The organism is Lysinibacillus sp. G1-3, from assembly GCF_056322905.1.
The window spans coordinates 152,410-176,374 of record NZ_JBWHYQ010000009.1 but is presented as its reverse complement, the minus strand read 5'-3'; the positions used below and the strand labels follow the sequence as shown (position 1 = coordinate 176,374).

Sequence of the window (23,965 nt, the reverse complement as noted above, 5' to 3'; positions counted from 1 at the left end):
CCTTTTTTCTTAAAACTCGTTCTTTACAACATTGAACCCTAACCTTTCAGCTTCTTGACGGTCGAAGCTCTCATCTAAATGCATACACCAAAATATTGAACGTAAATCAGGACGAACTAACTCGCTAAGTTTTCGTAATGATAAATGTACATTTCCTTCATAATCAGCTTTACAAGTATCAACATAAACATAATCGTAGACCTTATCCGATTTATGTGGAGTTCCTAAAGATGCTTTTAGGCTATTTGTATCTCCCGTATAATAGATAAGTTTGTCTTCTATACATAATTCAATGGAATAAGAAGGGATCTCTTTAACATGACTAGATCTTTCGAATAGTACGTTACAGAAATTTAATGAGTACTGTGTATCTGATTGAAATTTTTTTGTAAAACAATGAACTTCTGGGTTAACACCATTCATGGTCAACAATTCTTCAATTTTCACATCATGAACGGCATAAACTGAAACATTCGGTTTTGCCATTTTACCATGGCAATAATAGCCATAAAATATAAAATCAGCAAGGCTTCCAACATGGTCTGCATGAGTATGCGTGATCAATACATGAATGTGTTCTATACCTTCCAGTAAATTATTTTCCTTAATGCGGTGAAAAATATTGCTACCACAATCAATCAGCAACATCTGATTCCCTGCTTTAAAATAAGCTGAATTATTACCTAATTTCGTATTAAACGCACTTCCAGAGCCAATAAATTTCAACATACTGCGAGCACCCCACTTCCATTAAGATTAAAGCTAAATTTTCACCTCAAGTAAGTAGTCCCTACTTGAGGTTTACTATAAAAATATTATTAGATCAACAGAACTATAAATTACAAATAGTCCCTTTTCAAAATGGAAAAATTAATTAAATCTACATACTTTCCTTTTTCAAATTCATGCTCTCTTAATATACCTTCTTGACAAAAATTTAATTTTTCCAATAATTTAATGGATGATATATTTTCTGGATCGACTTTTGCTTCTATTTTATTCATGTTCATCTTAGTAAAAGCAAAATGAATGATACTACTTAATGTCTCCTTCATTATGCCCTTCCCCCAGTAAGAAGGAATTAAATCATAACCAATCTCTATACGGTTATGAGCCTTTTCATAATTTAAAAAACCACATGTTCCGATTACTTTTTTAGTTGTAGGTTCTTCTATAAGCCATCGTAAGCCACTCTGGTCTTCGTAAATCTTTTCATACCAATTCATTTCATTTTTTGAATCTTCCACTGAATTAAAAGGTTCCAATGGTATGTATTTCACAACACTTTCAGTTGAATAAAGCTCCAAAAGATCAAAACAATCACTTTCCTGTGCCTTTCGTAATATGAAACGTTCTGTTGTTAATACGGGGAAATCCGTAAAGTTGAAATGTGCGTTCATAAGTATGCCCCTTTGCATATAGTAAACTACTATTCCATAGTACCATATTATGTAAATGCGGTGTTCATTTATAGATCAGAGGGACATTCTCAAATCGATATGAGTAAGGCCCCTCTTTTTAGGTTTGTCTTCATTTCACATGACGTTTGAAAATTTGGATCTAGCTCTGATTGAATTTCTCCTTAATATTTTTTGGTAACTCATCCACATTCATTACTTGAGGTTCACCAGTGTATCCATTTAAGCTTCTAGGGACACGGACGATTGTTCCTATTTCAAAATGGTTTTCAGCAAAAAACTTACAACCTTTTCATTTCCATCCTTATCATACCCTTCTACTGCATAAACATATTGGCCATTACTATTAGGCGCTTGTACTTCCTCGTTAATTTGAACATAGTAGTCTTTTTCTATCAATGCTCCCTTTTCACCACAACCAACTAAGAAAGTACTGAATAAAATTGCTATTGCCATGAATTTCATCATCTTCATTTCTTCTGTCTCCTCTTTTCTAACGAAATCGTATCGTTACTAAAGAGTATAGATTATCCCTTCACTACCTTAAATTTCGGGACATGACAGTTAACTGACAAAATTGTCATCTTACTAAACAGCAATGAACTCGGATATCATTCACCTTGCATCCCCAGTTAAGCTTCTTAATGTTTCCAAAATTTTTTGACGCTCAGCTTCAAAGTCAATTGCTTGTTCTACTTCTATCTCACTGTCATTTTGACGACGTTGATGGAACCATTCGGGGACTATCTCTTTATATTTTTGATGAGTAGATCGATTAGTATGATTTTGTCGTTGTTGTTTTTGAGCTACAAATTGTAGATTGTCCGCTTCTACTTCCTTAATGGATGTCAGTTTCTTATTACTCCAATCTTGAAGAATCTTTTCTACGTAATTCCAACGAAGTACATTGTTTTCTATTCCTAACTTCATAGCATGTATAACAAGGTCCTCTGACAGATCATCAATCCAAAAATCGATTTTTTTTGTGACATGAGCGACTAGAGAACCAAATCCATTTTGCTCATAAAACTCGAATGCCGTTTGTGTTTTTTGAAGGTTTTCACCAGTGGGTTGCCCCTTTATATCATCATCATTATTATTATTTAGTACATAATTATTTAATGATTTATTATTACTTAGTAGTGGCGGTTTTTCCGTTATCGGTTTTTCCGGTGACGGATTAACCGTTATCGGCTTTTTACTATACGGTTCAGTTCTTGGTGTTTCGAACACGAACAGCTCCAATTTCCCGAATTTCCCGTGGTTTGTTCTGACCTGCGTTTTGTGAATATAGCCCGCTTTCGTTAACTCCTTTATAGTATTAGCCGTGGATTCACGACTGCATTTGCTCTTAGTAGCTAAATTTGAAATACTAAATGACCAATCATCTGGCAATGACAACATATAAGCAAGCAAACCCTTAGCTTTTCAGCTTAAACGGATGTCATTCAAAAACCCTTTGTCTAACACAACAAAATTCTCCTTTTTACGAACCCTAAATATAGCCATGATGCCCCTCCCTGTAAATTCTTTGAGTTAAGTAAAAAAATGAGATTTCTCTCTCTTTATATACAGTTGTTTCACAAAATGAGGGACAAATATTTTCATTAAAATCACTTTAGAAAGCAGAAAAAATAGGACACGCTACAATGGCATGTCCTGTATCTTTACTTTTTATAGTCTGTAAACGTTTTATTTATATAATTCTTTATAGACGATTACTTTTAGTGCCAAAATTTCTTCGTCTGTTAATTTACCTTCCATCTCTTGAATGATTTGTTCTTTCGTCATTGAACCATTTTGTACTTTTGTTCTTATATTATTAAGCTCCGAAATACCAACTTTTTGAATGATTACTTTTGTTGCCTCTTCTTTAGTTGTAAACGGTAACTTGCTACTATCTGCAGTTTTGGCCTCTTCCATAAATGATTTTAATTGAGGGTCGCTTTCAATCGTAGTTTTAATTTCATCCATTTGACCACTTTCCTCTAATTCTGAAGAAATTGTATCAACGACTTTTTCGGATGCAAACTTCACACCATAATGATAAACCCCATAACCGATGGCACCCAGGACAATGACAATAACTAGAAGGAATTTAATGAATCTCATATTCTCACGCTCCTTAATTCTACACTTTATCATACTATATAGTGTGGAGAGATGAGAAATGATATCCTTTCGAGCTTTTTAACAAACCTAAGAGGCTACAAAATCAAAATCAACAAACAAAGAAAATCTCCCGGGTTAATTTTTATGACCGGGAGATTTTGATTTATTTAACATACTTCAAATACTTTTTCACAAAATCAACGATATAAACAACTTCTTCTTCTGAAATAGAAAATCGACTGCTCACTATTCGTAGCTTCGCTGGTGATTTTAATTGTTCACGCACTTGATCAATCCTCATATATCTACATTTACGAGGATTTACACTATCTCGAATCTGCTTGTATCGAAGGTAGGCATAGCGAGCAAAAGCATTTACCATCTCTCGCTCCTGCTCATCTCGTTGTATTTTGTTCGCAACTTCATCGATCACTTCAGAATCAAAAATCCATTTACCATTTGTTATTTGCATAGTACCACCTCTTTCATTGCGTATAGTTGATGTCAAATATCGCTGCACCTTAGTGATCTGGCATTAAGATGACTTCCATTGTTTCTTTTTATAGCTATTAGATGCATAAGAAAAAGCCACACCTAGTTAAATGTGACTCTTTTTGTATTTTGTTTAGTTAATGAACCCCCAGCATTACTCGCCAGCTTTTGTGCTTTATTTCCAGATTGGCCCCTTAAAACTTGTGTTTTTTTTATTAAAGGATTATACATATATATTTTCATTAACTAAAATGGAAATATAATGAGTTCCTAAATAAAAAGGAGGCAACATATGAACAATCAAACCTACGTGGACTGGGGCGGACATTATCTTAAACTGACGTGGTACCCAAATAAAAATATTCACGATTACAGCAAAGTAACAAGTGTACACGGAGTTTGTTTTTATAATGGGTATGTTTTGTTAGTTCATGTAGACGGGCGAGGATTTAACTTTCCTGGCGGTCATATAGAAAATGGAGAATCACCTGAAGAAGCATTTCAGAGAGAGGCATTTGAAGAAGGCTATGTAAAGGGTCCTATCAACTATATAGGAGCAATTGAAGTCAGCCACGAGGAGAATCCTTTATTCAAAGCTGATGGAAAGTACCCGTTAATCGGTTATCAAATGTTTTATTGTATGGAAGTTCAAGACTGTCTCCCGTTTCTGCGAGAACATGAAACGATTTCGCGCATTTGGGTTGAGCCGGACGAAGTACCTTATGTTATCCATGACCATGAGTTTTCAAATGTAGTTTTACAAGCGGCTTTAAGTAGCAAACCTTCTTATATGTAAAAATAGTTTTGTGTGAAATGGCTCACTCCCGGTCGAAATATTTTGATTGGGAGCCTTTTTTATGTCTTCAAATGTTTTGTTAGAAGAAGGGCCCCCTCTTTAAATACCTCATCTATCAACTGTTGGATTTTGCGGAGTCATGCTATTAGGTGTGGGCTTCAATAAATTGGTAGATGAAAAGAATAAAACAAAGGAACAGCTTCTTGAGGAAAAAGATGAAAGAAATATTGAATTAAGTCAAAATGCCAAATCAAAAGCATTTGATTTGATGATTAATTTATTCGGCTTTAGTCTTCTAGCACTAGCGATGTTTGGTTATATGAACGAGGTTTCTTTTTTCAGTCTTATAGCTCTTTATTTTACCTGCTATGCTTATTACTTGTATCGCCTTAAAATTAATAAGGAAATCATGTAGAAAAAAGTGATGAAAACACAATTTTTAAACATCATCTATAGACTTAATTTTTTAATCTAATTCAGAGGCATTTCACTATACAAACATAGCTACCAAATCATATTAATAGTAGTATAAAGCTAACTTAGCTTTGCCCTCCTAGTTTGTGGTTTAGGGTCACTTTGGTTCGAGTGACCCTTTTTTACTTCTCTTTCATTGTTATTTTAATTCCCCTAATATTTTTATACTTATACTGATAAATATATAAGCATTTTCAAATTTAGTGAGAGTCTTCATAGTTTATTATGATGAAATACCTTCGAATAGATTACGTTCAGTAATAATTTGGAAAACTCATTTTTGTTTTATTCGTATGTTTATTAGTCCTAAAATAAGTGAGGTGGCGAAAATGATTGCTGGCTATATTATATGTATAGTTCTTGCTTTAATCTTTGTTTTCATGGGTTATCTTACCCATATAAAAAAGAAACTGTGGCTTATTGCGGGTTACCAAGAAGAAAGTTTTTTTGGGGATAAAGATAAACTAGCTAAGCTATTTGGGCTATTCTCATACATAGTAGGTATTTCTACTTTTCTTTTACCTTTTGGTTTAGATTTTTTTGGTATCATTAGTGGTATTATTTATGTCGTTTGTATATGTCTAGGCACAGTAGCAACTTTGGTCCTGAAACAAATAATGAATAAACCACTTTAAAAAGAGTCTTTCTTAGGCTCTTTTTATGTTAACCTTAGAATATGGTTTATTACATAAAAAGGAGGATATGTAATGTCTCGTAAATTACGCCTTTGTTCGCCCATTGTTACCGCTATTTTATTTGTCATCTTTGTATTTATGAATTATTTGGGCTATTGGACAGCAGATAGGTTCATTCAAATTCTATTTTTCTTTATTATGATAGTGTCCGTTTTCAACGCGGGTATTAAAACAGAAGCAATTTTAAAAAGCAGAGGTAAATTCGAATCCTCTAGATAGCGAAGAACTTTCTAGATTTTTTAAGTATCCCCTTGAATTAGTCTACATTCAAGGGGATACTTTTTTATGTACTGCAGCACAAATTTTCCCAATGTTTAATTAGTCATTCCATCGCTTTTCTTTTATCTTGCCGAACGATGAAGAACATGTATAAGCTCGATAATAAAATGATAATGACTATTACTGCCAAGAAATATGTATCTTTCATCTTAAACAAAAATAAATTCAATGAATTTAATAATCCAGCTATCATTAAGAATAACCAATAGTTATTTTTTCTTTTTGATTGATCCCCATTTCTAAGATAACTAGCAGAAAGCCATATAAAAAAAGGTAAGTAACATACAATTGAAAAAGTAAGTATGGCCCATCCGATAAATGGCATAGTACATTCACCTCCGAAAATCTTACTTATTATATACGGTTGAAATTTGTAATGGTTTCAATTTTATTATTCTATAAAAATGATTTTTTCTCGAAATATCCTAAGTAACGTGCTCTACTTTCTAAAAAAACTCAAAAATCCGAGGAATCTTTAGCGTTGGTGTTCCTTTTTCTGGAGTAATTCCTCATGATCAATTTTCCTATTTTTCAAACGAAATTGAGTAAAATCTAGATGAATACCTCCCCTCCTTTCTACACATGAACATATTATAGATTGTAGAAGGGAGGGATATTTTATGGGATACTACCAAGGTGGAAATTATGGTAACTGTGGCTGTTACGGAGGATATGGCGGCGGTGGTTACGGTGGTTACGGCGGTTACGGCTGCGGTGGCGGCGGTGGTTACGGCGGCGGCTCAGCATTCGCCCTAATTGTTGTCCTCTTTATTCTTTTAATTATTGTCGGAGCAACATTCATGAATTATTAATGAAGTCTTTTACTACTATTCAGATTTTTAATAATAAAAGTTAATGCTAATTATCATTGTTACATTCAATCATTCCATACTCTCTATTGCTAAATAACATCAATAGTAATAGTAGGATAACTTACCAGCCTAACATACTACAGTTAAATCAAAAAAGGTCACTTTTGTCCGAGTGACCTTTTATTATTGATTTCAACTTCATTAGAAGGTTTTTTCATTATACGTAAGGTACTCAAAATTCTAAATCATTTATTTACATAATAAAATAAAACCGCAACAATAATATTTGGTAAAGCAATGTATAAGGAATTTATCGTGATTTTATGCCGTTCGTCCCGATGTTCTGTAGTTTCGGTAGCAAAGTTTGCCCTCATCCGATCCCCACTGGCCATGGAACCTGAAAAAACCATTGAAATGACAATAAAAATACAGCCAACTGCTCCTGGGACTACATAAATCTTTTCCATTCCCAACAAAATCTTCGATAGGAAAACACTACATAGTGATAAGAAAACACCAATTGCCAAATATTTCACCCTAAATCCCCCCTACCTTTATTTTACGCATAGTTCCTCTCTTTTGTTTCTCTATAAGGTGAATTTTTTATTGAACTAGGGTCTATGTATAATTCGAGAACATATAGCGACTTGCAAATTTGGGTAGAGCCTGTTACCTCATTGGAATTGAGTATATAAAAAACACTATACAATCATCATCGTCGATGAAAGTATAGCGTTTTATAATATAGGTTATCTTTGTTATTTAACAAAAATTTCTTCAATTTGGTCTAGCATAATTTCTGCTGCAAGGATGCCGCCAGCTGTGTTCCAAATTACATCATCAACTTTATGGACATTCCCTTTTTGTACTGCACTTAAGTTTTTCCAAAGTGGATCTTCTGTCCATTCTTTTTCAGTAGCTAATGCTGTATCATCACCTGTTGGCATGTAAGTAAAGTAGAAAAGTACATCTCCGTCCATTTTAGGAATTACTTCTTTTCCTACCTCAACAGCTAATTTTCCTAATTTCGCATTATCTTTAAATAGTTCCGCTTGCTCTGGTACACGTTTAAATCCTAATGAATCAAAAATAACGCCTGAGAATGAATCTGTATAGTAGATTCGAGATTTATCAGCCATAAAGCGTACGAATGACACCTCTTGATTCGTTTTATCGCCAAGCTTTTCTTTGACAGCTTGAACTTTATCATTATATGCTTTTAAAACTTCTTCGCCTTTAGCTTCTTGATTTACCGCTTTTGAATAAAGTTTAAAGTTGTCTTGCCAATCACCGCGTAATGTCTCTGCGAAGACTGTCGGAGCAATTTTGCTTAATTTTGCATAGTCTTTCTCTTGTCTTATTTTATTTCCAATGATTAAATCTGGTTTTAAAGAAGCAATTTTTTCAATGTTAACTTCACTCTCAACCCCAACAACTTCTACGCCTTCCAACTGATCCTTTAAATGGTCATACCAAGGATTACCTGAAAATGCTTGTACAGCACCTACTGGTTTAATACCTAGAGCAAGAAGTGCTTCTGTCCCTTCGTTTGTTAAAACGACAACTCGTTTTGGTGTGTCTTTAACTTCAGTTGTCCCCATTGCATGTTCGACACTGTAAGCATTACTCTTAGTTGAACTTTCTTCTTTCGTGTTTTCCTTGTTATTGCCACATGCAGCTAAAACAAATACAGCGACAACAGCAAGCAAAACTAGTAGTTTTTGAAATGCCTTTTGCATCTTTTCTTCCCCCAATGTATATGATAGAATGTTTAAGCAGATTTAACGATAATGAGAATCACTTTCATCTACTTGAGAACGAAATTAAGCATATTGTAAGAATCTATCATTGTCAATAATTTTTTTACTAATATGCAAGCACATTCTATTGAAAGAAGAGTACAACTTTATATGATTTTAAAAAATAATTTTTCAAAAACAATTGCTTTAATTGTAGGAACATTACTCCTACTTCTTTGTATCGGAATAAGTATCGTATACGGCTATGCAAATACGTCCATCCAAACGACTATTGACTCTTTTACACAGTTTAATCATTCAAACGAGCATATTATTATTCAAAATGTCCGTATTCCAAGAGCTCTTATCGCTACTTGTGTAGGTGCTTCCTTAGCTATTACAGGCGTGCTCATGCAGACGTTGACGAAAAACCCTTTAGCATCACCAGGAATATTAGGAATTAATGCTGGAGCTGGCTTTGCGGTCGTATTTACTATGATTTTCTTCCATGTGTCAAGTTTACAAGCCTTTGCATGGATTGCATTTTTAGGTGCTGCAATAGCCGCTCTATCTGTTTATGCTATTAGCTCGACTGGACGAGACGCGGTAACGCCAGTCAAAATAACGTTAGCAGGTGCCGCTATTAGTGCATTATTTGCTTCTTTTACGCAAGGATTACTTGCAACAAACGAAGCAGCACTCGAACAAGTATTGTTTTGGTTAGCTGGTTCCGTGCAAGGCAGAAAGCTTGAAATTCTATTATCTGTATTCCCTTATTTAGTGATTGGATGGATTGGTGCTCTATTAATCTCATCTAAAATGAATATACTTGCTCTTGGGGATGATGTAGCGAGAGGCCTCGGATTACCTTTAGGATTGATGAAGTTGATGGTAGGTATTATTGTCATTTTATTAGCAGGTGGTTCAGTTGCGATAGCTGGTCCTATAGGGTTTGTCGGAATTGTGGTACCCCATTTTGCGCGGAAGTTTGTTGGCACAGATCATCGTTGGCTTATTCCAATGGCTGCCCTATTAGGTGGTATTCTTTTACTATTAGCCGATGTGGCAGCCCGCTATATCATTATGCCTCAAGAAGTACCAGTAGGAGTAATGACAGCGATGATTGGTACCCCATTCTTTATTTACCTTGCGCGAAAAGGTGGAAAAAAATAATGAAACAGTTAAAAACAGTACGTTTACTACAAAATAAAATCTCGTTTTTACTTGATGTTAAAGCTTCTAAAAAACTTACGTTTATTAGCATCATGACACTAGCCGTTTTTTTCTTTAGTGCCTCATTTGGTGATTCGTTTATAAATCCTTTTACGGTGATCCAAACATTGTCCGGCTACGGTTCTGAGTTCGATCAATTAATTATTGTTGATTTCAGAATGCCTAGAATTTTTCTTGCTGCTTTTGCTGGAATGGCTTTAGCAGTGGCTGGCGCTATATTACAAGGAATTATTAAAAACCCACTAGCCTCCCCTGATATTATCGGTATTTCTGCAGGTGGCGGAGCGGCAGTCGTTGGTTTTTTAGCAATGTTTAGTGATTCCAATCATTCTTTAACAGTTAGTATTGAATGGTTACCCCTCGCAGGTTTTATCGGAGCAACCATTGTTGGACTTATTGTTTACGTATTTGCTTGGAAAGATGGTGTGACACCAACCCGTCTTGTGTTAATTGGTATCGGAGTCTCTGCATTTATGCAGGCCATTACGACGATGTTAATGATTATTGGTCCCATCTATCAAGCTAGTGAAGCCAATAAGTGGATTACAGGGAGCGTCAAAAGTGCTGATTGGAATCAAGTTCAAATTGTAGTTCCCTTAATACTAGTTCTACTACTTATCACATTTTTTATTACCCGACAGTTAAATGTCCAAGAATTGGGCGATGATACAGCAGCTAGTTTAGGACAGTCTGTACAAAAGGCAAGACTCTTTCTAATAATTTTGAGTTCAAGTCTAGTTGCTAGTGCGATTGCGTTTGCAGGAGCGATCGGATTTGTCGGCTTAATGGCACCACATATTGCGAGACGCATTGTAGGGCCTTCATTCGGTGTATTAATTCCTACATCTGCTGCAATTGGCGCATTACTTGTAATGGTTGCAGACATTATCGGACGAACAGCATTTAGTCCTTTAGAAGTACCAGCGGGTGTGTTTACGGCTGCCATTGGTGCTCCTTATTTCATCTATTTATTATTTAGAAACCCTAGAAAATAAAGGAGTCAAATTTCATGACTACAACTTTAGAAACTAAATCACTTACATTAAATTATGGTGATTCCAATATCATTGAAAATCTGAATTTATCTATTCCAATGAATGAAATTACTGTGCTAATTGGCGCCAATGGTTGCGGAAAATCTACACTTTTACGATCCATTGCTCGATTATTAAAGCCTAAAAACGGCTCTGTATTATTAGATGGTCAAGATATTTTTAAATTATCGACTAAACAAGTAGCTAAAAAACTTTCTATTCTTCCTCAATCACCAGTAGCACCAGAGGGATTAACAGTACTACAGCTTGTTAAGCAAGGTCGTTACCCACATCAAAGCTGGCGCAAGCAATGGACAGAAAAAGATGAACAAATAGTGTTAAACGCCTTAAAAGCAACAGGTGTTGATCATTTACAAGATAAACCGGTGGACGAGCTTTCAGGCGGTCAACGTCAACGTGCCTGGATTGCCATGACACTTGCACAGGATACAGATATTATCCTCTTAGACGAACCAACTACTTACTTAGATTTAACACATCAAATAGAAATTTTAGATTTATTATTTGAATTAAATCAACAGCAAAAACGAACAATTATTATGGTTTTACACGATATTAACTTAGCATGTCGATATGCTGACCACATCATAACGGTTCGCGACCAAGGTGTATTCCAGCAAGGAAGACCTGAAGAAATCATGACGACGACGTTGGTAAAGCATGTTTTTGATCTAGATTGTCAAATGACGAATGATCCTATTTTTGGCACACCATTATGTATTCCTTTTGGTAAAGGGCGTAAAATCTCTTATTCATAAAAATTAGACATTCCTATTGCTTCATTAACATATAAAAACACGTAACCCCTCATTAGTACAAGATACTAAGAGGTTACGTGTTTTTTTATTCTATATATGAACGGCTAGTAGTGACGATTTATTTCTTCTCAATGAATAAGCCTATCCAAGTCAGGAGAAGGCATGAGTGGCTTACTTAAAGCTTCGTTCGTAATTATTTATTCATCCCCTAAATATTCCACAACTAGCTCTTCTTCCTTGATATCCTTATCCAACGAGACCTTATAGGCTTTACCATTTGGTTTTGAACTAATGATTTTATGAATTTCTTGATCGATAAAATGGACGGCTACTCCATCGTCAGCGGCAATTCCAGATGACAGTTTATTAGCTTTCACCAAATTATGATATGCTGGTCTTCGATTGATTTCTCCATCATAATGAGGGCAATTACTACCTGGAAGAAACCCTAAACATTTTATCGGCTCTAACTCTCCCCCGAATGAATCTGTTATTCCTTCCTCAAACCAACAAATTGATCCAGCACTAATGCCTGTTAATAGGATTCCCTCATGCCAAGCAGTTTTTAAAATGCAATCTAACGACCATTCCTTCCATAAAGCCAAAAGGTTTTTAGTATTTCCTCCCCCGACATAAATGATATCCTTTTCCATAATAAAACTTTCTAAATCTCGCGTTGGAGGTGAAAAAAGTGATAAGTGGGACGGTGTGCATTGTTGTGAGTTAAAAAATGAATAAAATCTTGCAATATAGTTTTCTGAGTCTCCGCTTGCAGTAGGAACAAAGCAGATCTTAGGATTAACTTTGTTAGACTGCTGTAAAATATATGTATCTAATAAAGGATTATGCGGCTCCATAGAAAAGCCTCCTCCTCCTAATGCGATAATTTGTTTCATCTCTTCCCACTTCCGTTCTATTTTAGTTTTTTAAAAATACTGAACTTAATTATACAACGCCAATACTATTTAATCCATTTTCTTACAATGAATTATTAGTTGAGGTTTAAACTAATGCTTTAATTTTTAGTTGTATACAAAACAAATAACAGTCCAAAATGTAAGCAAATAACGCTGCACATTCCAAGCCATAATGTTATATTATTGGGAAGGAGTGTGATTATTTTGATAATAAAGGTAAGAGAAGAAGATTTTGATTTTAATGGCCCCAGTCTACATCAAAGGTGCTTTGAACCACTAATTAAAATATATAAGGTAAGAATGTCCGAAGAAACGAATATCTGTGTGAAAGAACGTTTTTATGAGGAACTTTCGGAAGGCCAAAAAGCATTATTTATGTTTAATGTTTATTATACCCATATTAGTGAATCTCTTATCGAATTTTATTGGTGGAGTGCTTATTTTATGGCTCAACCTAAAAGTTGGGCAGCTATCAAAGCATGTTTAAATTATTTTAATGATGAATCCTTTCTTTTACTCCTTGAGAAAATAGAGCAAGAACTAAAACGACATAATCACCCTAGTACGTTAGAGAATTTTTCAATCACTCGCGATGAATTAAATCATAACAAAGAGCTCCATGCATCATTTGAATCGATTTATGTAATGTTCGAAAATATTTATCCAACTACTATAGAAAAAATAAATAATTTCATCGAAAAGAATTTACAAGAATTTATACAAATTGAAAATTAAATAAAGGAGTTATTTTATGGCCACTATAGAAGACTTCATGAATCTTGATATTAGAATTGGTACTGTGATCCAGGCTGAGGTACTTCCGAAAGCAAAGGTTCCTGCCATTAAAATGAAAATAGATTTTGGGGAAGAAATCGGACACAAGCAATCTTCTGCTCAAATTACTAAACACTATACACCTGAAGGAATTATTCATAAGCAAGTAGTAGCAATCGTTAATTTCCCTCCCCGTCGTGTAGCAGGCTTTAAATCAGAAGTTTTAGTGATTGGTGGCGTTCCGATAGAAGGAGATGTGATTTTATTAGCGCCTGACCAACCTGTACCAAACGGAACTAAAATTAGTTAAGTCGAGGATTTTGTGATAGTGGTATCCTATCAATAAATCACACAATTGCATCCGGAATCGTCTTTGTGCTAGGCCGATACGATTTCGGTATTGCCACACTTTGACTGTGTTCCTCTATTTTAACGGGTGTTTGGACACCTGCTGTAATAAGTTTAAAAATAAATCTAGTTTGAAGGCACAAAACTAACTTTAATTGCTTCACCATCATATAAATAGTAGTGTAAAGCTAATTTAGCCTTACACCTCCTGACTTGATACTAAGGGTCACTACTATTGTGTGGTGGCCCTTTTTGTTTCATCCATTGCCATATGTTACAATTTTCGTTACTTAAAATTGTAAGAACAAATTCCTAATTTGAAAGGAAATTAAAAAATGAAATTTTATATAGATTGGTGCTATATCGTTAAAATCTTCAAATAAAAAATGAAAAGGAGCGTGATACATGAAGAGAAAAAGGAGAGAACATTGTGAAAAACAGACAAGCAACAACTAATGACTATGAAACTATTATAAATCTTTGGAATAGATCCGTTTCCAAAACCCATGATTTTTTAAGTTTAAAAGATAAGGAAGACATTAAAAAGGAAATCCCCATGTATTTCCCACATCTTGATGTGAGACTTTGGTTCGTGGAAAATGAATTGATAGGTTTTTCAGGTACGAATCATCAGCATTTAGAAATGCTATTTTTAGAACCTGCTGAAATTGGAAAAGGTTATGGAAAACAAATAATACAACAACTTATTAGAGATTTTAATGTAAGGTCTGTTGATGTTAATAAAGACAATGAAAACGCAAAGATGTTTTATTTGAACAATGGTTTCACAATTGTCAGCGAAGATCCAACAGATAGTTCAGGTCGCCCTTATCCAATAGTACATTTAAGATTGAAATAAATAAGAGAGGCCCCCCTCTACTTTTATCAAAATAATTTAATTTGACATTAGGCTGCAACCAAGCATATGTTTGATTGCAGTCTTTTTTAATGAAACCCTATCTTATTCGTGGCTCCCCTTTTTTTACACTTCTGTTAATATCCAATTTGAATCATGTATTTTCAATAAAACATTCCAATAAAATGATATATATACATAACATGAAAAGAGGAATGTGTATGAACTCTGAAAAGAACTATAAATCCCTACTACTACTAATTGGTTGGTTAAACGCTTCCTTTGCACTTGTCTTTTTTCAATTGTTTTTTGGTATTATGGCCATTTGTATGGGCATTGTTTTAAGAAGTGATTATTATGAGAAAAAGCATGGGCTTATTTTAATTATTGTTGGAATTATTGCTGGGATTGCCGGATGGATACTTAATTACTTATACTTGTAGACTAGCAAAATTGTAAAACAAAAAAGCACTAACATGTTGTACGTCAGCGCCTTCGAAACAAAATAGTACTTACTTCTTCACTTTTGAAAGTGTCATACCATCACCAATTGGAATAATAATCGACTCTAATTGAGGGTGGTTTGCTACTGCAATATTGAATTTCTTCATTAATTCCGTATAACGTTTTGGTTGGGCATTTGAGTCTGCCACACTCCCATTAGCAAGGACATTATCCGTAACGATCATCGCATCAGGTTTTGCTAACTTCACACAGTAATTTAAATAGTTTTCATAATTATCCTTATCAGCATCGATGAAGAAAAAATCGAATCGCTCATTGCCCTGCTCCAGCTTTTCGAGGCTTTGCAATGCAGGTCCCGTCATATAGCTTACTTGTTCAGCAAAACCTGCTTTCGTTAAATTACTGTAAGCTAGCTGCGCGTATTTTTCCTCTAATTCTAGCGAAGTTAATTTCCCATCACTTCCGAACCCTCTAGCTAGACAAATGCCACTATAACCCCCAAGAGCCCCTACTTCAAGAATGTTTTTAGCACCAGTCATCGAGACAAGCATTGTTAAAAGTTTTCCAGAAGAAGCAGAAACAGAAATGGCGGGCATCCCGTTTTCTTGAATGGACGTAATAACCTCCTCTAAAATAGAGTCTTGCGTATGAAACACAGAATCAATGTAAGTATTAATTATTTTCATTTAAGTTATCCCCTTCTCCATCATGGTTTATAGATTTTTCATCCTGTTGATTGTCGGGTGTATCCAGCGTTTCACTTTCATGTATTTCAAATAATTGAATGAATTCATTGATGACCATATCAATAGCTTTTAATTCACCTACTAATATTGGCTGAATCGATTGGAACTCTGGTTGCTCTAATTGTTGCTTAATCGTTGCACGCTTTAAATTCATCATCTCTAAAAAAGCGATTGCTCTTCCTCGACGGAAAGTTTTAGGTCCGCGTTGATGAGAACCATCTCTTCCTCTATGACGTCCCCCTCGATGATGTCCTTCTTCTCTAAATTCCTTCATTTTTTCACTTCTCATTTTCATTCTCCTCTCGTTGTATACATTTGTATACAATATCGATTGCATTTACAGTGTATACAAATGTATACAATTTGTCAATTAACCTTCTCTATTCATTTCCCGTTTCCTAATTTCATACTTTAACAACAGAAACATTAAACGTTTAAGGAATTATGTTATATGTACTTCCCTCTGTTCTTCCATTAACCTGTAAATAATAGCCATCACCATAAAACGGTAATTAATAGTTGTGTGACTTCTAGGAGTAAAGGATTCATTGGTATTGAAGTAGAGAACTTCATGTTCAAAAGAAGGAGCGATAAAATGAAAAGGCCATTTTTAAAAATTGGTCTATTACTTGTTTTTGGCGTAGTGTTTTTAACTGGGGTGCAATCATTTTTTAATCAACAGGAAATTAATTTGGCAAGTGAAAGGTGTCTAAAAGCAGGTGGAGAACCCATTGTAGAAAGAGATCTTCTTTCATTAAATTACACCTTTGCATGTCACATCAAATAATTGATTGTATGAGTAATTTCGCATAATGTTGTGGTTTCCTCTGACTGAATTAAGTGGGTGATATATTGAAGAAGAAATATTGTTTATTATTTGTAGTATTGTTTAGTTTATTTTTAGTTGGATGTAATGAAACAGGCACAGGAGATACTTTTACTTCTGAAAAACCTGATGCAGCAGAAGCATTAAGATTGAACAACCACGCAGACATTTTTCAATGGGAAGGTAATATTTTAAAGACCAACATAGAATGGCTAGATGAACTTGATCTCCATGAAGATAAATATATTGGTGACATAAAATTTAATGCCACTAAAGCTGAGGAATTTAAAAATGGTACAGCTAACCATTTACCGATTGGCGCAAAGATTTATTCAACAAAAGAGCGTGATGATATTTTAATCGTGAAATATGATGATGTTGTAAAACGGTATTTAGTTCTATCTGAGGGCTGATTTACTGAAAAGGAGATGCATCATGTTCATTCACGATATTGTAACCGATTTCACCGAAAACTATCTGCCTACTATTAATTATTTAAAGAAATATTATGAAAAGCATGCAAGCCATTTTGAAGAATACTTTCTATATCATTGCCAAAATGTAGATAAAAAATTGAAAACGTCTATTCCAAAGCACCAGGAAAAGATGTCAGCATTAATTGAAATGAAAGATAAAATGCCCAAGCTTATTATTGATATTGTAAGTGACTATGAACAGATGTATGGTATCACATTTACAAAGGATGTACATCTAATTGTAGGTTTATTTGGCAGTAACGCTTTTACTTACCGACAAATCATACCAGAAATTGCATTTTGCTTAGAGAAGCTTTCCCCTCAAGACCACCATTTACAAATTATTATTGCTCATGAGTTTGGGCACGCTTTACACCATTTATTATCCGAAGAAAGAGGTATTAATTGGGAGATGATTGACTGGTAGAGCCCATACACTTGGCTTTTACAGGAAGGTATTGCAACGTATTTTTCTACAAAAGTAGTAAGTGCGAGGAAAGATGAATACTTTGCATTTCAAGAAGACTTAGAGTGGCTAACATTTGCAATGAATAATAAACAAACTATTATGAAAGAGTTTTTAAGCGATTTAACCTCGCTAAATGCAAGATCAGTGTTTCTTGAATGGTTCTCTATTAATGGAGGTAAACGATTTGGTTTTAATCGCTTAGCCTATTTTATCTCATACGAATTAATACAAAACTGTCTTCAAGAGCTAGCCGAATTAGATGTTATTACATTATTGCGAAACACAAACTATCGAGATATTATTTATCAACATTTAACCCAAATGGCAAATAAAAATGTATGATTCACCATCTAATGCAAATCTAACCTTTCCATTCTTTTAGGTCACCTTTCTATTGTTGATGGTGACCTGAATTTTTTTAGTCAGTGGGCGAAAAGAAAAAGAAGTCAGGAGGCCTTTACTGTTTGAATCATATCTTCACATAGTATAGAACTTTATTTTACGAGATATAGCTTTAAATTGTAAATTACATAAAATATTACACGAGGATACATTTAGTTCCTCTTCACATTTAAAAGCTCAAAATTTATTTTTACCCCTCTTTCAAGAATGTCAAGCTTTATGTTTATCAATATTTGTTCAATTAACAGAAAAATCTGATTTTCATTTTTTTATAGCAAATGATATGGTTCTCATATAACTAGATTTTTTAAACTGTGAGAATGACAATAAATGTACGTTGGAAAAGGATGAAATACAATCTAAAGATGTCAATGGTTCTGATAGAGAGAGTTATATTGAAGAAGCGCTTAATGCTAAAAGGGTACAAGCTGTTATTGAATCTGCCGAGGAACAAGGTTACTTTTTAGAGGAGAAAAGTATTCAAGTAAAAAAGATTTTCCCTGAAAATCAAGAGTCTCAAGTAAACGTAGCTATAATGCTAAGTAAATCTCAAGATGCGTATCAAATTGTGCTCTATAATTCTCTAGGATTAACTAATGTTATTGATGTTAATGACGGTGAAGTAAATATGAATTATTCTTTACTAGAAGAGATTACTCCTCGTATTCTATGTATTACGTGTTCTACAGTTTGTGTTGGACTAGTTGGTAATCCACCAGCATTTCTATCATGTTTAGCTTTATGTGTTGTAGCTTGTGGTGCCTAATATTATCTCGATATGATATATAACTGAAAGGAGAAATGAAACAAATGAAATATAAGTATCTTATTAATATTTTATTATCTATATTTCTTCTTTCATGTTTAATAGGATTTATTTATTTACTTTCTGCTTCTGGAGCTAGTTGGTGGATAATTCTCATTATCATCATTCTAATTGTAGTATTTTTTAAATCAAACTTTATTTAAAGGGCTTTGACGTAGAGAGACAATAAAGGGGTGATTTTATTATTAAAACAAAAATAATTATCCCAGCTATTTTAGGATTACTAATTGGGGGTATTATAGCGTTTATATTATTAAGTGTAATATAGAACACTTAATATAACCTCAACAAATGAGAGTTATATTAAGTTTATTTTGACTTACCGAAACTTAAAACTTTTTTTAAAGTCACTTCAACAAAAAAAGCGTTAATCATTCTTTGATTAACGCTCCCTTTAATTGAACAAGATTTGCCAAGCTTCCACTACCCGCAGTCTTTTTTCTGCCTCGTTTTGTCCGATTCTTATTCTTATTTAGAAATCTAATATGCAATACCTACTCGCGATTTCACATATTCCTTACTCTGAATTTGTTGATAGGCAAACTCTGCCGTATCTGCTACAGATATTTCTCCCCCACCATCCGGTAAAAAGTCTTGTTCAATGCGATAGGTACCCGTGTATTCACCGTCAGGTAAGTATGTAGGACAGACGATTGTCCAATCAGAGTCCGATTTCTTCAATAACTGATAGACTTTATGATGCTCTTCTGCCGCAAAGGTTGTTTTTCTTTTGGACTCACTCGATTGGTAACGCAATACATTTGGTGTCAGACGACTTTGTAGAATTCCCGCCGTTCCAATCGATATAATTCTCTTCACATGCTGTTTTTCCATTGCTTCAAGAATTAGCGGCATACTCTTGGTTAATGTATTGGTGCCGTCCGTGTTTAATGCACTGATCACAATATCAACATTCACCATGACATTTTCTATATCTTGTTTTTTTAATACATTTCCTTGTACAATCTGTAAATTTTCATCATTTAGGTTTAGCTTATTTTGGGTACGAACTAACGCTGTAACGCTATGTTCATCTCGTAAAGCTAGTGAAACTATGTGGCTTCCAACGCGTCCAGTGGCGCCTAAAACTAAAATTCTCAGAATAATCACCTCTTTTCTTGATTATAGCACACAAATTTTCGTTAACTTGTTAGAGGTCTTTAACCATTCTTACTTGTTGTGAATGCATCAATAAGTCTGACATTAACGATAAACAGTTGAAGATCATTTGTTTCCGCGATACTATTGACGATATTTTGGATTTCGCTTTCTGTACTTTTTTCTAATTTATCTAAATTATGTAATGGTATAGTGATTACTTGATTGTTTGGAGATTCAATTAAGTAGCCGATCGTACTATCTGGATAATAGCCTGCTGCTCGTAACGCTACTATAATTTTTTTTGTAAAATTCGTATTTTGTAATTTTTCTCCAATTTCTTCATTATAATTTGTATCGGGATTTTTTTGAACGGATCTTTCATTTGAAGGTTGATTATACTTAATCAAGGCAGCAGCTATTACGATCACGGAAAATAAAATAAAAAGGCTTTTAATGAACCCTCTCATATATTCTCTCCATTCCATCTTTTTAATAGAATACGCTTCTCTTTTTAAATCATGAATTTATCCCATTTTCCCGTAATGTACAGCAATGATCGAAATGATTTTTATCAAGTTGCCAGGCTACCATTTAATTCACCTGGCAAATTTGTTGTAAAGGACAAAAATCACCTAAAAATTTATTTATTAACGATAACTTTCACAACAGGTTCTAATTTTCCTACATATGCATCACCAAGATAATCTACATCTATAACTATAACTTGTGGCACGAAACGTTGAATGCTTTCTAAAAGACGTGCAGTATTTCGTCTTTTGGCAAGCTGGAAAGGTGGAAGAGTGTCTAGTCTAAAACCAAAATCTCTGTACAAAGGGCAAGAAATTACGAAAGTAGATAATATATACGCTACATTTTGTAATATTTCATCAACGCCTGAAGCATTAAAATCAAAATTGTTTTTGCCGGTTACTTGATGTGTCATCCTATCAACCTTTCTACTACGATACATGGAAAGATGTTAGTAATCTTTCTGAATATGAGCTTTTCATCAAAAAAAGAGCACTTAGTTATTTATGCTAAATGCTCAAAAGTTATGAACGAAGTACACATTCGTTATTGTATGTATACGATGCAATGTACCGCTAAACAATTGCACAGTGTCAGGTTCCGTATTTGCGCTTCTTTAATTGGATTCTATCTAAATATTGCGTAATAAATGACATATAACCAGCTTAAACAACCATGTATGATCGCCCAGATGATCGAATGATTGACACTCCAAGAAATAGTAATCGCCAATACCGAGCCAAAACTAATACCACTCTTAATGACTGTTTTGTTTTCCATTTTTCTCACCTTCTTTACTTTTCTAGCTTCCGAAGTATGTCTCCTCATCTTCATTCCTCCTCATCATGCCATCATTGTAACATTGCTGTTTGAATGTAAAAATGATTTTATCGCTAATAAAAATCGCAATCTACACGCCACTCGTTTAGCTCACGATTAAAAAAGAAATAGAAATTCCCATTATCGACGATATTAAAATATGCCTTCCCGTCTGAGGCAATTTGGAGTACAAACGGAAATTCCTCACCATAATCACGACCACTTTGGCAAAAAGCTGGATAGCCACCAATTTTATGCACGGCGTATATTTCTTCAACGATATCATCGAAGTACTCAACATCCTCCTCGAGCTCTAGCCTCAAAATTTCATCTTCCACATCAGACGGAATCCCTCCCCCATCCCATGTCGGATAATCATTGTCAATCCATTTCGGAATAAGTGGGAAAGCTCGAATTCGGTCATGCTGCCAATTTTGCTGGACTAAACCTTCTAAAGAAGTATATGCTCTTATTTCAAAAAAACGGCTAAGATCATCATCTATGAGGTGATCAAATATTTCTTCATTCATAAATAACGTTAGCAGCTCAATATGTTGAAGCGATGTGGGTACAAAAGGAAGCTCCTTTAAGAATAATGAAGCAAGTGGCTGAAACCCTTGTGGACACTCCTCTGCAGGTAATGACCATCCTACAAAGCCTATCCAGCTTTCTAGCAGGTTATATGTAGGTCTAATACCACCCGTTTCAAAAATCGTTGCTTGCCTTACTAATTGAGCCTTAATATCATCAACTTTCATCAGCTACCTCTTTACCGCGACAAATACAATCGACGACATGGTCATTTACCATTCCTGTTGCCTGCATAAATGAATAGCAAATCGTACTACCAACAAATTTAAAGCCGTCTTTTTTTAATTGCTTGCTCATACGTTCACTAATTTCTGTTGTAACAGGTACGTCTGCAATGGACGACCATTCATTGATGATCGGCTGATGGTCTACAAAGCCCCAAATATATTGAGAGAAGGATCCATACTGCTCCTGTATACGTAGAAAGGCTTGAGCATTCGTTACAACACTAGCAATTTTAAGCTTATTTCTTACAATGCGAGAATCCTGTCTAAGCTCCTGTAGCTTGTCCTCCGTATAGAGAATAATTTTCGAAGCATCAAATTGGTCGAAAGCTGCCCGGTAGCCCTCTCTCTTTTGTAAAATCGTCCACCAGCTAAGACCAGCCTGTGCTCCTTCTAAACAAAGCATTTCAAATAAATGCTGATCATCATGGACTGGGATACCCCATTCTTTATCATGGTATTCAACATATAAAGGCTCATCTTGCTTGACCCATTCACATCTTTTCATTGATATATCCTCCATTTACTATGATTCATTTAATTCCTGTAATACAAAGCCAACCTTTTTGCGTGTTTTCTCGTATCGTAACAGTTTGAAACCCAACACTTTCAAATAACTGCTTGATTTCAGGCTTAGTTTTATAAGCTTTCATATGATAATTAATTTTATAGAGCTCCGAAATGATGATAAACTTCCCATCGTCCTTCAACACTCTAAATACTTCCTTCACATCATTTGCTAAATCTGGCCAAAAATAATGCGTTTGGAATGCTGTAATCGTATCGAAAAACTTATCCTTGTACGGAATGCTTGAAACACTTGCTTGCGTTACGATCACTTTTCCATTTGTCACATCCATTAGATTGGTTTTCGTAGAATCTTTAACCGCCTGCGCAGAAAAGTCTATACCATAGATTTTACCACTTGGATTCATTTCCGATAAGGATTGAAGCGTTTTTCCACCTCCACATCCAATATCTAACACAATATCACCATCATTTACAGCTTCCTGTTTCATGAGCCAAGTATTCATACCGCTATGTGCCTTATTCATAATTCGCAACATCAATGAGCCTACGAATCCTCGTGGTTGTTTAGCTTGTTCGATTAATCGTTGTAAAAGTGTCATTTTAAAATTCCCCCTTGTCATTGTCGCTTTTAAAAACCTGCTGAGAAATATAGATTGAGAGGTCTTGTGTAGCTAGCTTTGTTAAGGCGGTTTCCTTACTTTGATCTGTAGCACCTGCAACTGCATCTCTCACAACTGTTACAGCAAAACTTCTAGCTAGAGCCCCTTTCACAGTTGCTGTGACACAACCTTCTATAAATGCACCTGTTACTATTAACTCGTTTATGTCATTATTTTTTAAATACGTTACTAAGTTGGGATTATTAAATGCATCCGGTTTATTTTTTGAAAAAAACACACCATCCATTCTTAATAATCGTTCATCCAATTCAGCACCCTTACTTCCTTTTAAAGCTGTGAATTTTCGTAAAAAATTCGAAAGGATCTGCGTTCGCTCAAACTCATTCCTCATATAGATGATTGGAACATTTGATTTTACAGCGCTTTTTATAAGGTCATTTATGCTATTTAAAGTTGGCTCAATTTGATGCTTTGCTACAGGCATTCTCGCTTGATCACTAAAGTAATCATTTTGAATATCAAGTATCATTAGCGCTTGCTTCAAACTACTCCCCCTCCCCTTTTTTTCTATCTTATCTCTTTA

36 protein-coding genes are annotated in these 23,965 nt (G+C 34.6%); 17 read left to right on the top strand and 19 right to left on the bottom strand.

All coding sequences use genetic code 11. The annotated features are described in order from the left end of the window. Positions 1–9 precede the first annotated feature (9 nt). From ACVYAD_RS11615 to ACVYAD_RS11590, 6 genes are all read right to left on the bottom strand, one after another. Positions 10–729, bottom strand: a complete 720-nt coding sequence (locus ACVYAD_RS11615; protein ID WP_476426552.1) for an MBL fold metallo-hydrolase — start codon at positions 727–729, stop codon at positions 10–12. 110 nt (positions 730–839) lie between these two features. Beyond that, complete coding sequence (locus ACVYAD_RS11610) at positions 840–1,400, bottom strand: GNAT family N-acetyltransferase (protein WP_476426551.1); 561 nt, start codon at positions 1,398–1,400, stop codon at positions 840–842. Between the two features lie 270 nt (positions 1,401–1,670). Then, on the bottom strand, positions 1,671–1,892 hold the full coding sequence (locus ACVYAD_RS11605) for a DUF1093 domain-containing protein (RefSeq protein ID WP_476426550.1): 222 nt from the start codon (positions 1,890–1,892) through the stop codon (positions 1,671–1,673). Between the two features lie 141 nt (positions 1,893–2,033). Further along, complete coding sequence (locus ACVYAD_RS11600; protein ID WP_476426549.1) at positions 2,034–2,834, bottom strand: DnaD domain protein; 801 nt, start codon at positions 2,832–2,834, stop codon at positions 2,034–2,036. A gap of 276 nt (positions 2,835–3,110) precedes the next feature. Further along, on the bottom strand, positions 3,111–3,530 hold the full coding sequence (locus tag ACVYAD_RS11595) for a hypothetical protein (protein WP_386829073.1): 420 nt from the start codon (positions 3,528–3,530) through the stop codon (positions 3,111–3,113). A 163-nt stretch (positions 3,531–3,693) separates the two neighbouring features. Next, positions 3,694–4,002 carry a hypothetical protein gene (locus ACVYAD_RS11590; RefSeq protein WP_197142438.1) on the bottom strand — a complete coding sequence of 103 codons (309 nt, stop codon included), beginning with the start codon at positions 4,000–4,002 and terminating at the stop codon, positions 3,694–3,696. Positions 4,003–4,314: 312 nt separating this feature from the next. Between ACVYAD_RS11590 and ACVYAD_RS11585 the strand changes: the two genes are divergently transcribed. From ACVYAD_RS11585 to ACVYAD_RS11565, 5 genes are all read left to right on the top strand, one after another. Next, the gene (locus ACVYAD_RS11585; RefSeq protein WP_476426548.1) at positions 4,315–4,818 is read left to right on the top strand and encodes an NUDIX hydrolase; all 504 of its coding nucleotides are present in this window, start codon (positions 4,315–4,317) and stop codon (positions 4,816–4,818) included. Positions 4,819–4,957: 139 nt separating this feature from the next. Next, positions 4,958–5,233, top strand: coding sequence for a hypothetical protein (locus ACVYAD_RS11580; protein ID WP_476426547.1), 276 nt, complete (start codon positions 4,958–4,960; stop codon positions 5,231–5,233). Between the two features lie 388 nt (positions 5,234–5,621). Then, entirely contained in the window at positions 5,622–5,927 is a 306-nt protein-coding gene (locus ACVYAD_RS11575; RefSeq protein WP_476426546.1) for a DUF3784 domain-containing protein, read from the top strand. A 72-nt stretch (positions 5,928–5,999) separates the two neighbouring features. Continuing rightward, entirely contained in the window at positions 6,000–6,206 is a 207-nt protein-coding gene (locus ACVYAD_RS11570) for a hypothetical protein (RefSeq protein ID WP_476426545.1), read from the top strand. A 680-nt stretch (positions 6,207–6,886) separates the two neighbouring features. Next, on the top strand, positions 6,887–7,078 hold the full coding sequence (locus tag ACVYAD_RS11565; RefSeq protein ID WP_349658332.1) for a YjcZ family sporulation protein: 192 nt from the start codon (positions 6,887–6,889) through the stop codon (positions 7,076–7,078). 245 nt (positions 7,079–7,323) lie between these two features. On the opposite strand, the gene ACVYAD_RS11560 is transcribed toward ACVYAD_RS11565, so the two are convergent. After that, positions 7,324–7,614: a DUF5316 domain-containing protein gene (locus ACVYAD_RS11560; RefSeq protein WP_476426544.1), complete on the bottom strand. Its 291-nt coding sequence runs from the start codon at positions 7,612–7,614 to the stop codon at positions 7,324–7,326. 222 nt (positions 7,615–7,836) lie between these two features. Continuing rightward, positions 7,837–8,817, bottom strand: a complete 981-nt coding sequence (locus ACVYAD_RS11555) for an ABC transporter substrate-binding protein (RefSeq protein ID WP_349658334.1) — start codon at positions 8,815–8,817, stop codon at positions 7,837–7,839. 171 nt (positions 8,818–8,988) lie between these two features. On the opposite strand from ACVYAD_RS11555, the gene ACVYAD_RS11550 reads away from it, so the two are divergent. From ACVYAD_RS11550 to ACVYAD_RS11540, 3 genes are read left to right on the top strand one after another with little or no spacing between them, the layout of a single operon-like run. Then, entirely contained in the window at positions 8,989–9,990 is a 1,002-nt protein-coding gene (locus tag ACVYAD_RS11550) for a FecCD family ABC transporter permease (RefSeq protein WP_476426543.1), read from the top strand. Continuing rightward, the gene (locus ACVYAD_RS11545; RefSeq protein ID WP_476426542.1) at positions 9,990–11,045 is read left to right on the top strand and encodes a FecCD family ABC transporter permease; all 1,056 of its coding nucleotides are present in this window, start codon (positions 9,990–9,992) and stop codon (positions 11,043–11,045) included. The genes ACVYAD_RS11550 and ACVYAD_RS11545 overlap by 1 nt, the downstream gene beginning before the upstream one ends. Before the next feature lie 14 nt (positions 11,046–11,059). Continuing rightward, complete coding sequence (locus tag ACVYAD_RS11540; RefSeq protein ID WP_349658337.1) at positions 11,060–11,863, top strand: ABC transporter ATP-binding protein; 804 nt, start codon at positions 11,060–11,062, stop codon at positions 11,861–11,863. A gap of 197 nt (positions 11,864–12,060) precedes the next feature. Here ACVYAD_RS11540 and ACVYAD_RS11535 read toward each other — a convergent pair whose 3' ends face one another. Beyond that, a complete protein-coding gene (locus ACVYAD_RS11535; RefSeq protein WP_349658840.1) occupies positions 12,061–12,759 on the bottom strand; it encodes a Type 1 glutamine amidotransferase-like domain-containing protein in 699 nt (232 codons plus the stop codon). 225 nt (positions 12,760–12,984) lie between these two features. Between ACVYAD_RS11535 and ACVYAD_RS11530 the strand changes: the two genes are divergently transcribed. From ACVYAD_RS11530 to ACVYAD_RS11515, 4 genes are all read left to right on the top strand, one after another. Next, entirely contained in the window at positions 12,985–13,515 is a 531-nt protein-coding gene (locus tag ACVYAD_RS11530; RefSeq protein WP_476426541.1) for a hypothetical protein, read from the top strand. A gap of 16 nt (positions 13,516–13,531) precedes the next feature. Next, positions 13,532–13,864 carry a chaperone CsaA gene (gene csaA / locus ACVYAD_RS11525; RefSeq protein WP_476426540.1) on the top strand — a complete coding sequence of 111 codons (333 nt, stop codon included), beginning with the start codon at positions 13,532–13,534 and terminating at the stop codon, positions 13,862–13,864. Positions 13,865–14,332: 468 nt separating this feature from the next. Then, positions 14,333–14,761: a GNAT family N-acetyltransferase gene (locus ACVYAD_RS11520; RefSeq protein ID WP_476426539.1), complete on the top strand. Its 429-nt coding sequence runs from the start codon at positions 14,333–14,335 to the stop codon at positions 14,759–14,761. Positions 14,762–14,979: 218 nt separating this feature from the next. Next, positions 14,980–15,201 carry a hypothetical protein gene (locus ACVYAD_RS11515; RefSeq protein ID WP_349658341.1) on the top strand — a complete coding sequence of 74 codons (222 nt, stop codon included), beginning with the start codon at positions 14,980–14,982 and terminating at the stop codon, positions 15,199–15,201. Between the two features lie 69 nt (positions 15,202–15,270). On the opposite strand, the gene ACVYAD_RS11510 is transcribed toward ACVYAD_RS11515, so the two are convergent. After that, on the bottom strand, positions 15,271–15,909 hold the full coding sequence (locus tag ACVYAD_RS11510; RefSeq protein WP_349658342.1) for an O-methyltransferase: 639 nt from the start codon (positions 15,907–15,909) through the stop codon (positions 15,271–15,273). Beyond that, a complete protein-coding gene (locus tag ACVYAD_RS11505) occupies positions 15,896–16,258 on the bottom strand; it encodes a hypothetical protein (RefSeq protein ID WP_476426538.1) in 363 nt (120 codons plus the stop codon). Before ACVYAD_RS11505 ends, ACVYAD_RS11510 begins: the two co-directional genes overlap by 14 nt. A gap of 306 nt (positions 16,259–16,564) precedes the next feature. Between ACVYAD_RS11505 and ACVYAD_RS11500 the strand changes: the two genes are divergently transcribed. The 5 genes from ACVYAD_RS11500 (at position 16,565) to ACVYAD_RS11480 (ending at position 18,908) form a co-directional block, all read left to right on the top strand. Next, positions 16,565–16,756 carry a hypothetical protein gene (locus ACVYAD_RS11500; RefSeq protein WP_349658344.1) on the top strand — a complete coding sequence of 64 codons (192 nt, stop codon included), beginning with the start codon at positions 16,565–16,567 and terminating at the stop codon, positions 16,754–16,756. A 65-nt stretch (positions 16,757–16,821) separates the two neighbouring features. After that, positions 16,822–17,208, top strand: coding sequence for a hypothetical protein (locus ACVYAD_RS11495; RefSeq protein ID WP_476426537.1), 387 nt, complete (start codon positions 16,822–16,824; stop codon positions 17,206–17,208). 22 nt (positions 17,209–17,230) lie between these two features. Next, positions 17,231–17,698, top strand: a complete 468-nt coding sequence (locus ACVYAD_RS11490; protein ID WP_476426536.1) for a hypothetical protein — start codon at positions 17,231–17,233, stop codon at positions 17,696–17,698. A gap of 120 nt (positions 17,699–17,818) precedes the next feature. Continuing rightward, positions 17,819–18,082, top strand: a complete 264-nt coding sequence (locus ACVYAD_RS11485) for a hypothetical protein (protein ID WP_476426535.1) — start codon at positions 17,819–17,821, stop codon at positions 18,080–18,082. Between the two features lie 397 nt (positions 18,083–18,479). Next, positions 18,480–18,908: a hypothetical protein gene (locus ACVYAD_RS11480; RefSeq protein ID WP_476426534.1), complete on the top strand. Its 429-nt coding sequence runs from the start codon at positions 18,480–18,482 to the stop codon at positions 18,906–18,908. A gap of 540 nt (positions 18,909–19,448) precedes the next feature. Here ACVYAD_RS11480 and ACVYAD_RS11475 read toward each other — a convergent pair. The 8 genes from ACVYAD_RS11475 to ACVYAD_RS11440 all read right to left on the bottom strand — a co-directional run bounded on the left by ACVYAD_RS11475 (position 19,449) and on the right by ACVYAD_RS11440 (position 23,926). Further along, positions 19,449–20,069, bottom strand: a complete 621-nt coding sequence (locus ACVYAD_RS11475) for an NAD(P)-dependent oxidoreductase (protein ID WP_349658841.1) — start codon at positions 20,067–20,069, stop codon at positions 19,449–19,451. Between the two features lie 59 nt (positions 20,070–20,128). Then, positions 20,129–20,536 carry a hypothetical protein gene (locus ACVYAD_RS11470; RefSeq protein ID WP_476426533.1) on the bottom strand — a complete coding sequence of 136 codons (408 nt, stop codon included), beginning with the start codon at positions 20,534–20,536 and terminating at the stop codon, positions 20,129–20,131. A gap of 173 nt (positions 20,537–20,709) precedes the next feature. Then, on the bottom strand, positions 20,710–21,012 hold the full coding sequence (locus ACVYAD_RS11465) for a hypothetical protein (protein ID WP_349658346.1): 303 nt from the start codon (positions 21,010–21,012) through the stop codon (positions 20,710–20,712). A gap of 212 nt (positions 21,013–21,224) precedes the next feature. After that, positions 21,225–21,425 (bottom strand): hypothetical protein, encoded by a 201-nt coding sequence (locus ACVYAD_RS11460; RefSeq protein WP_349658347.1) that lies wholly within the window; start codon positions 21,423–21,425, stop codon positions 21,225–21,227. Positions 21,426–21,490: 65 nt separating this feature from the next. Beyond that, entirely contained in the window at positions 21,491–22,174 is a 684-nt protein-coding gene (locus ACVYAD_RS11455; RefSeq protein WP_476426532.1) for a DUF1963 domain-containing protein, read from the bottom strand. Then, positions 22,164–22,739, bottom strand: coding sequence for a DNA-3-methyladenine glycosylase I (locus ACVYAD_RS11450; protein ID WP_476426531.1), 576 nt, complete (start codon positions 22,737–22,739; stop codon positions 22,164–22,166). The genes ACVYAD_RS11455 and ACVYAD_RS11450 overlap by 11 nt, the downstream gene beginning before the upstream one ends. Before the next feature lie 25 nt (positions 22,740–22,764). Next, complete coding sequence (locus tag ACVYAD_RS11445) at positions 22,765–23,361, bottom strand: class I SAM-dependent methyltransferase (protein WP_476426530.1); 597 nt, start codon at positions 23,359–23,361, stop codon at positions 22,765–22,767. 1 nt (position 23,362) lies between these two features. Beyond that, positions 23,363–23,926, bottom strand: a complete 564-nt coding sequence (locus tag ACVYAD_RS11440) for a cysteine hydrolase family protein (RefSeq protein ID WP_476426529.1) — start codon at positions 23,924–23,926, stop codon at positions 23,363–23,365. Between the last annotated feature and the right edge of the window lie 39 nt (positions 23,927–23,965).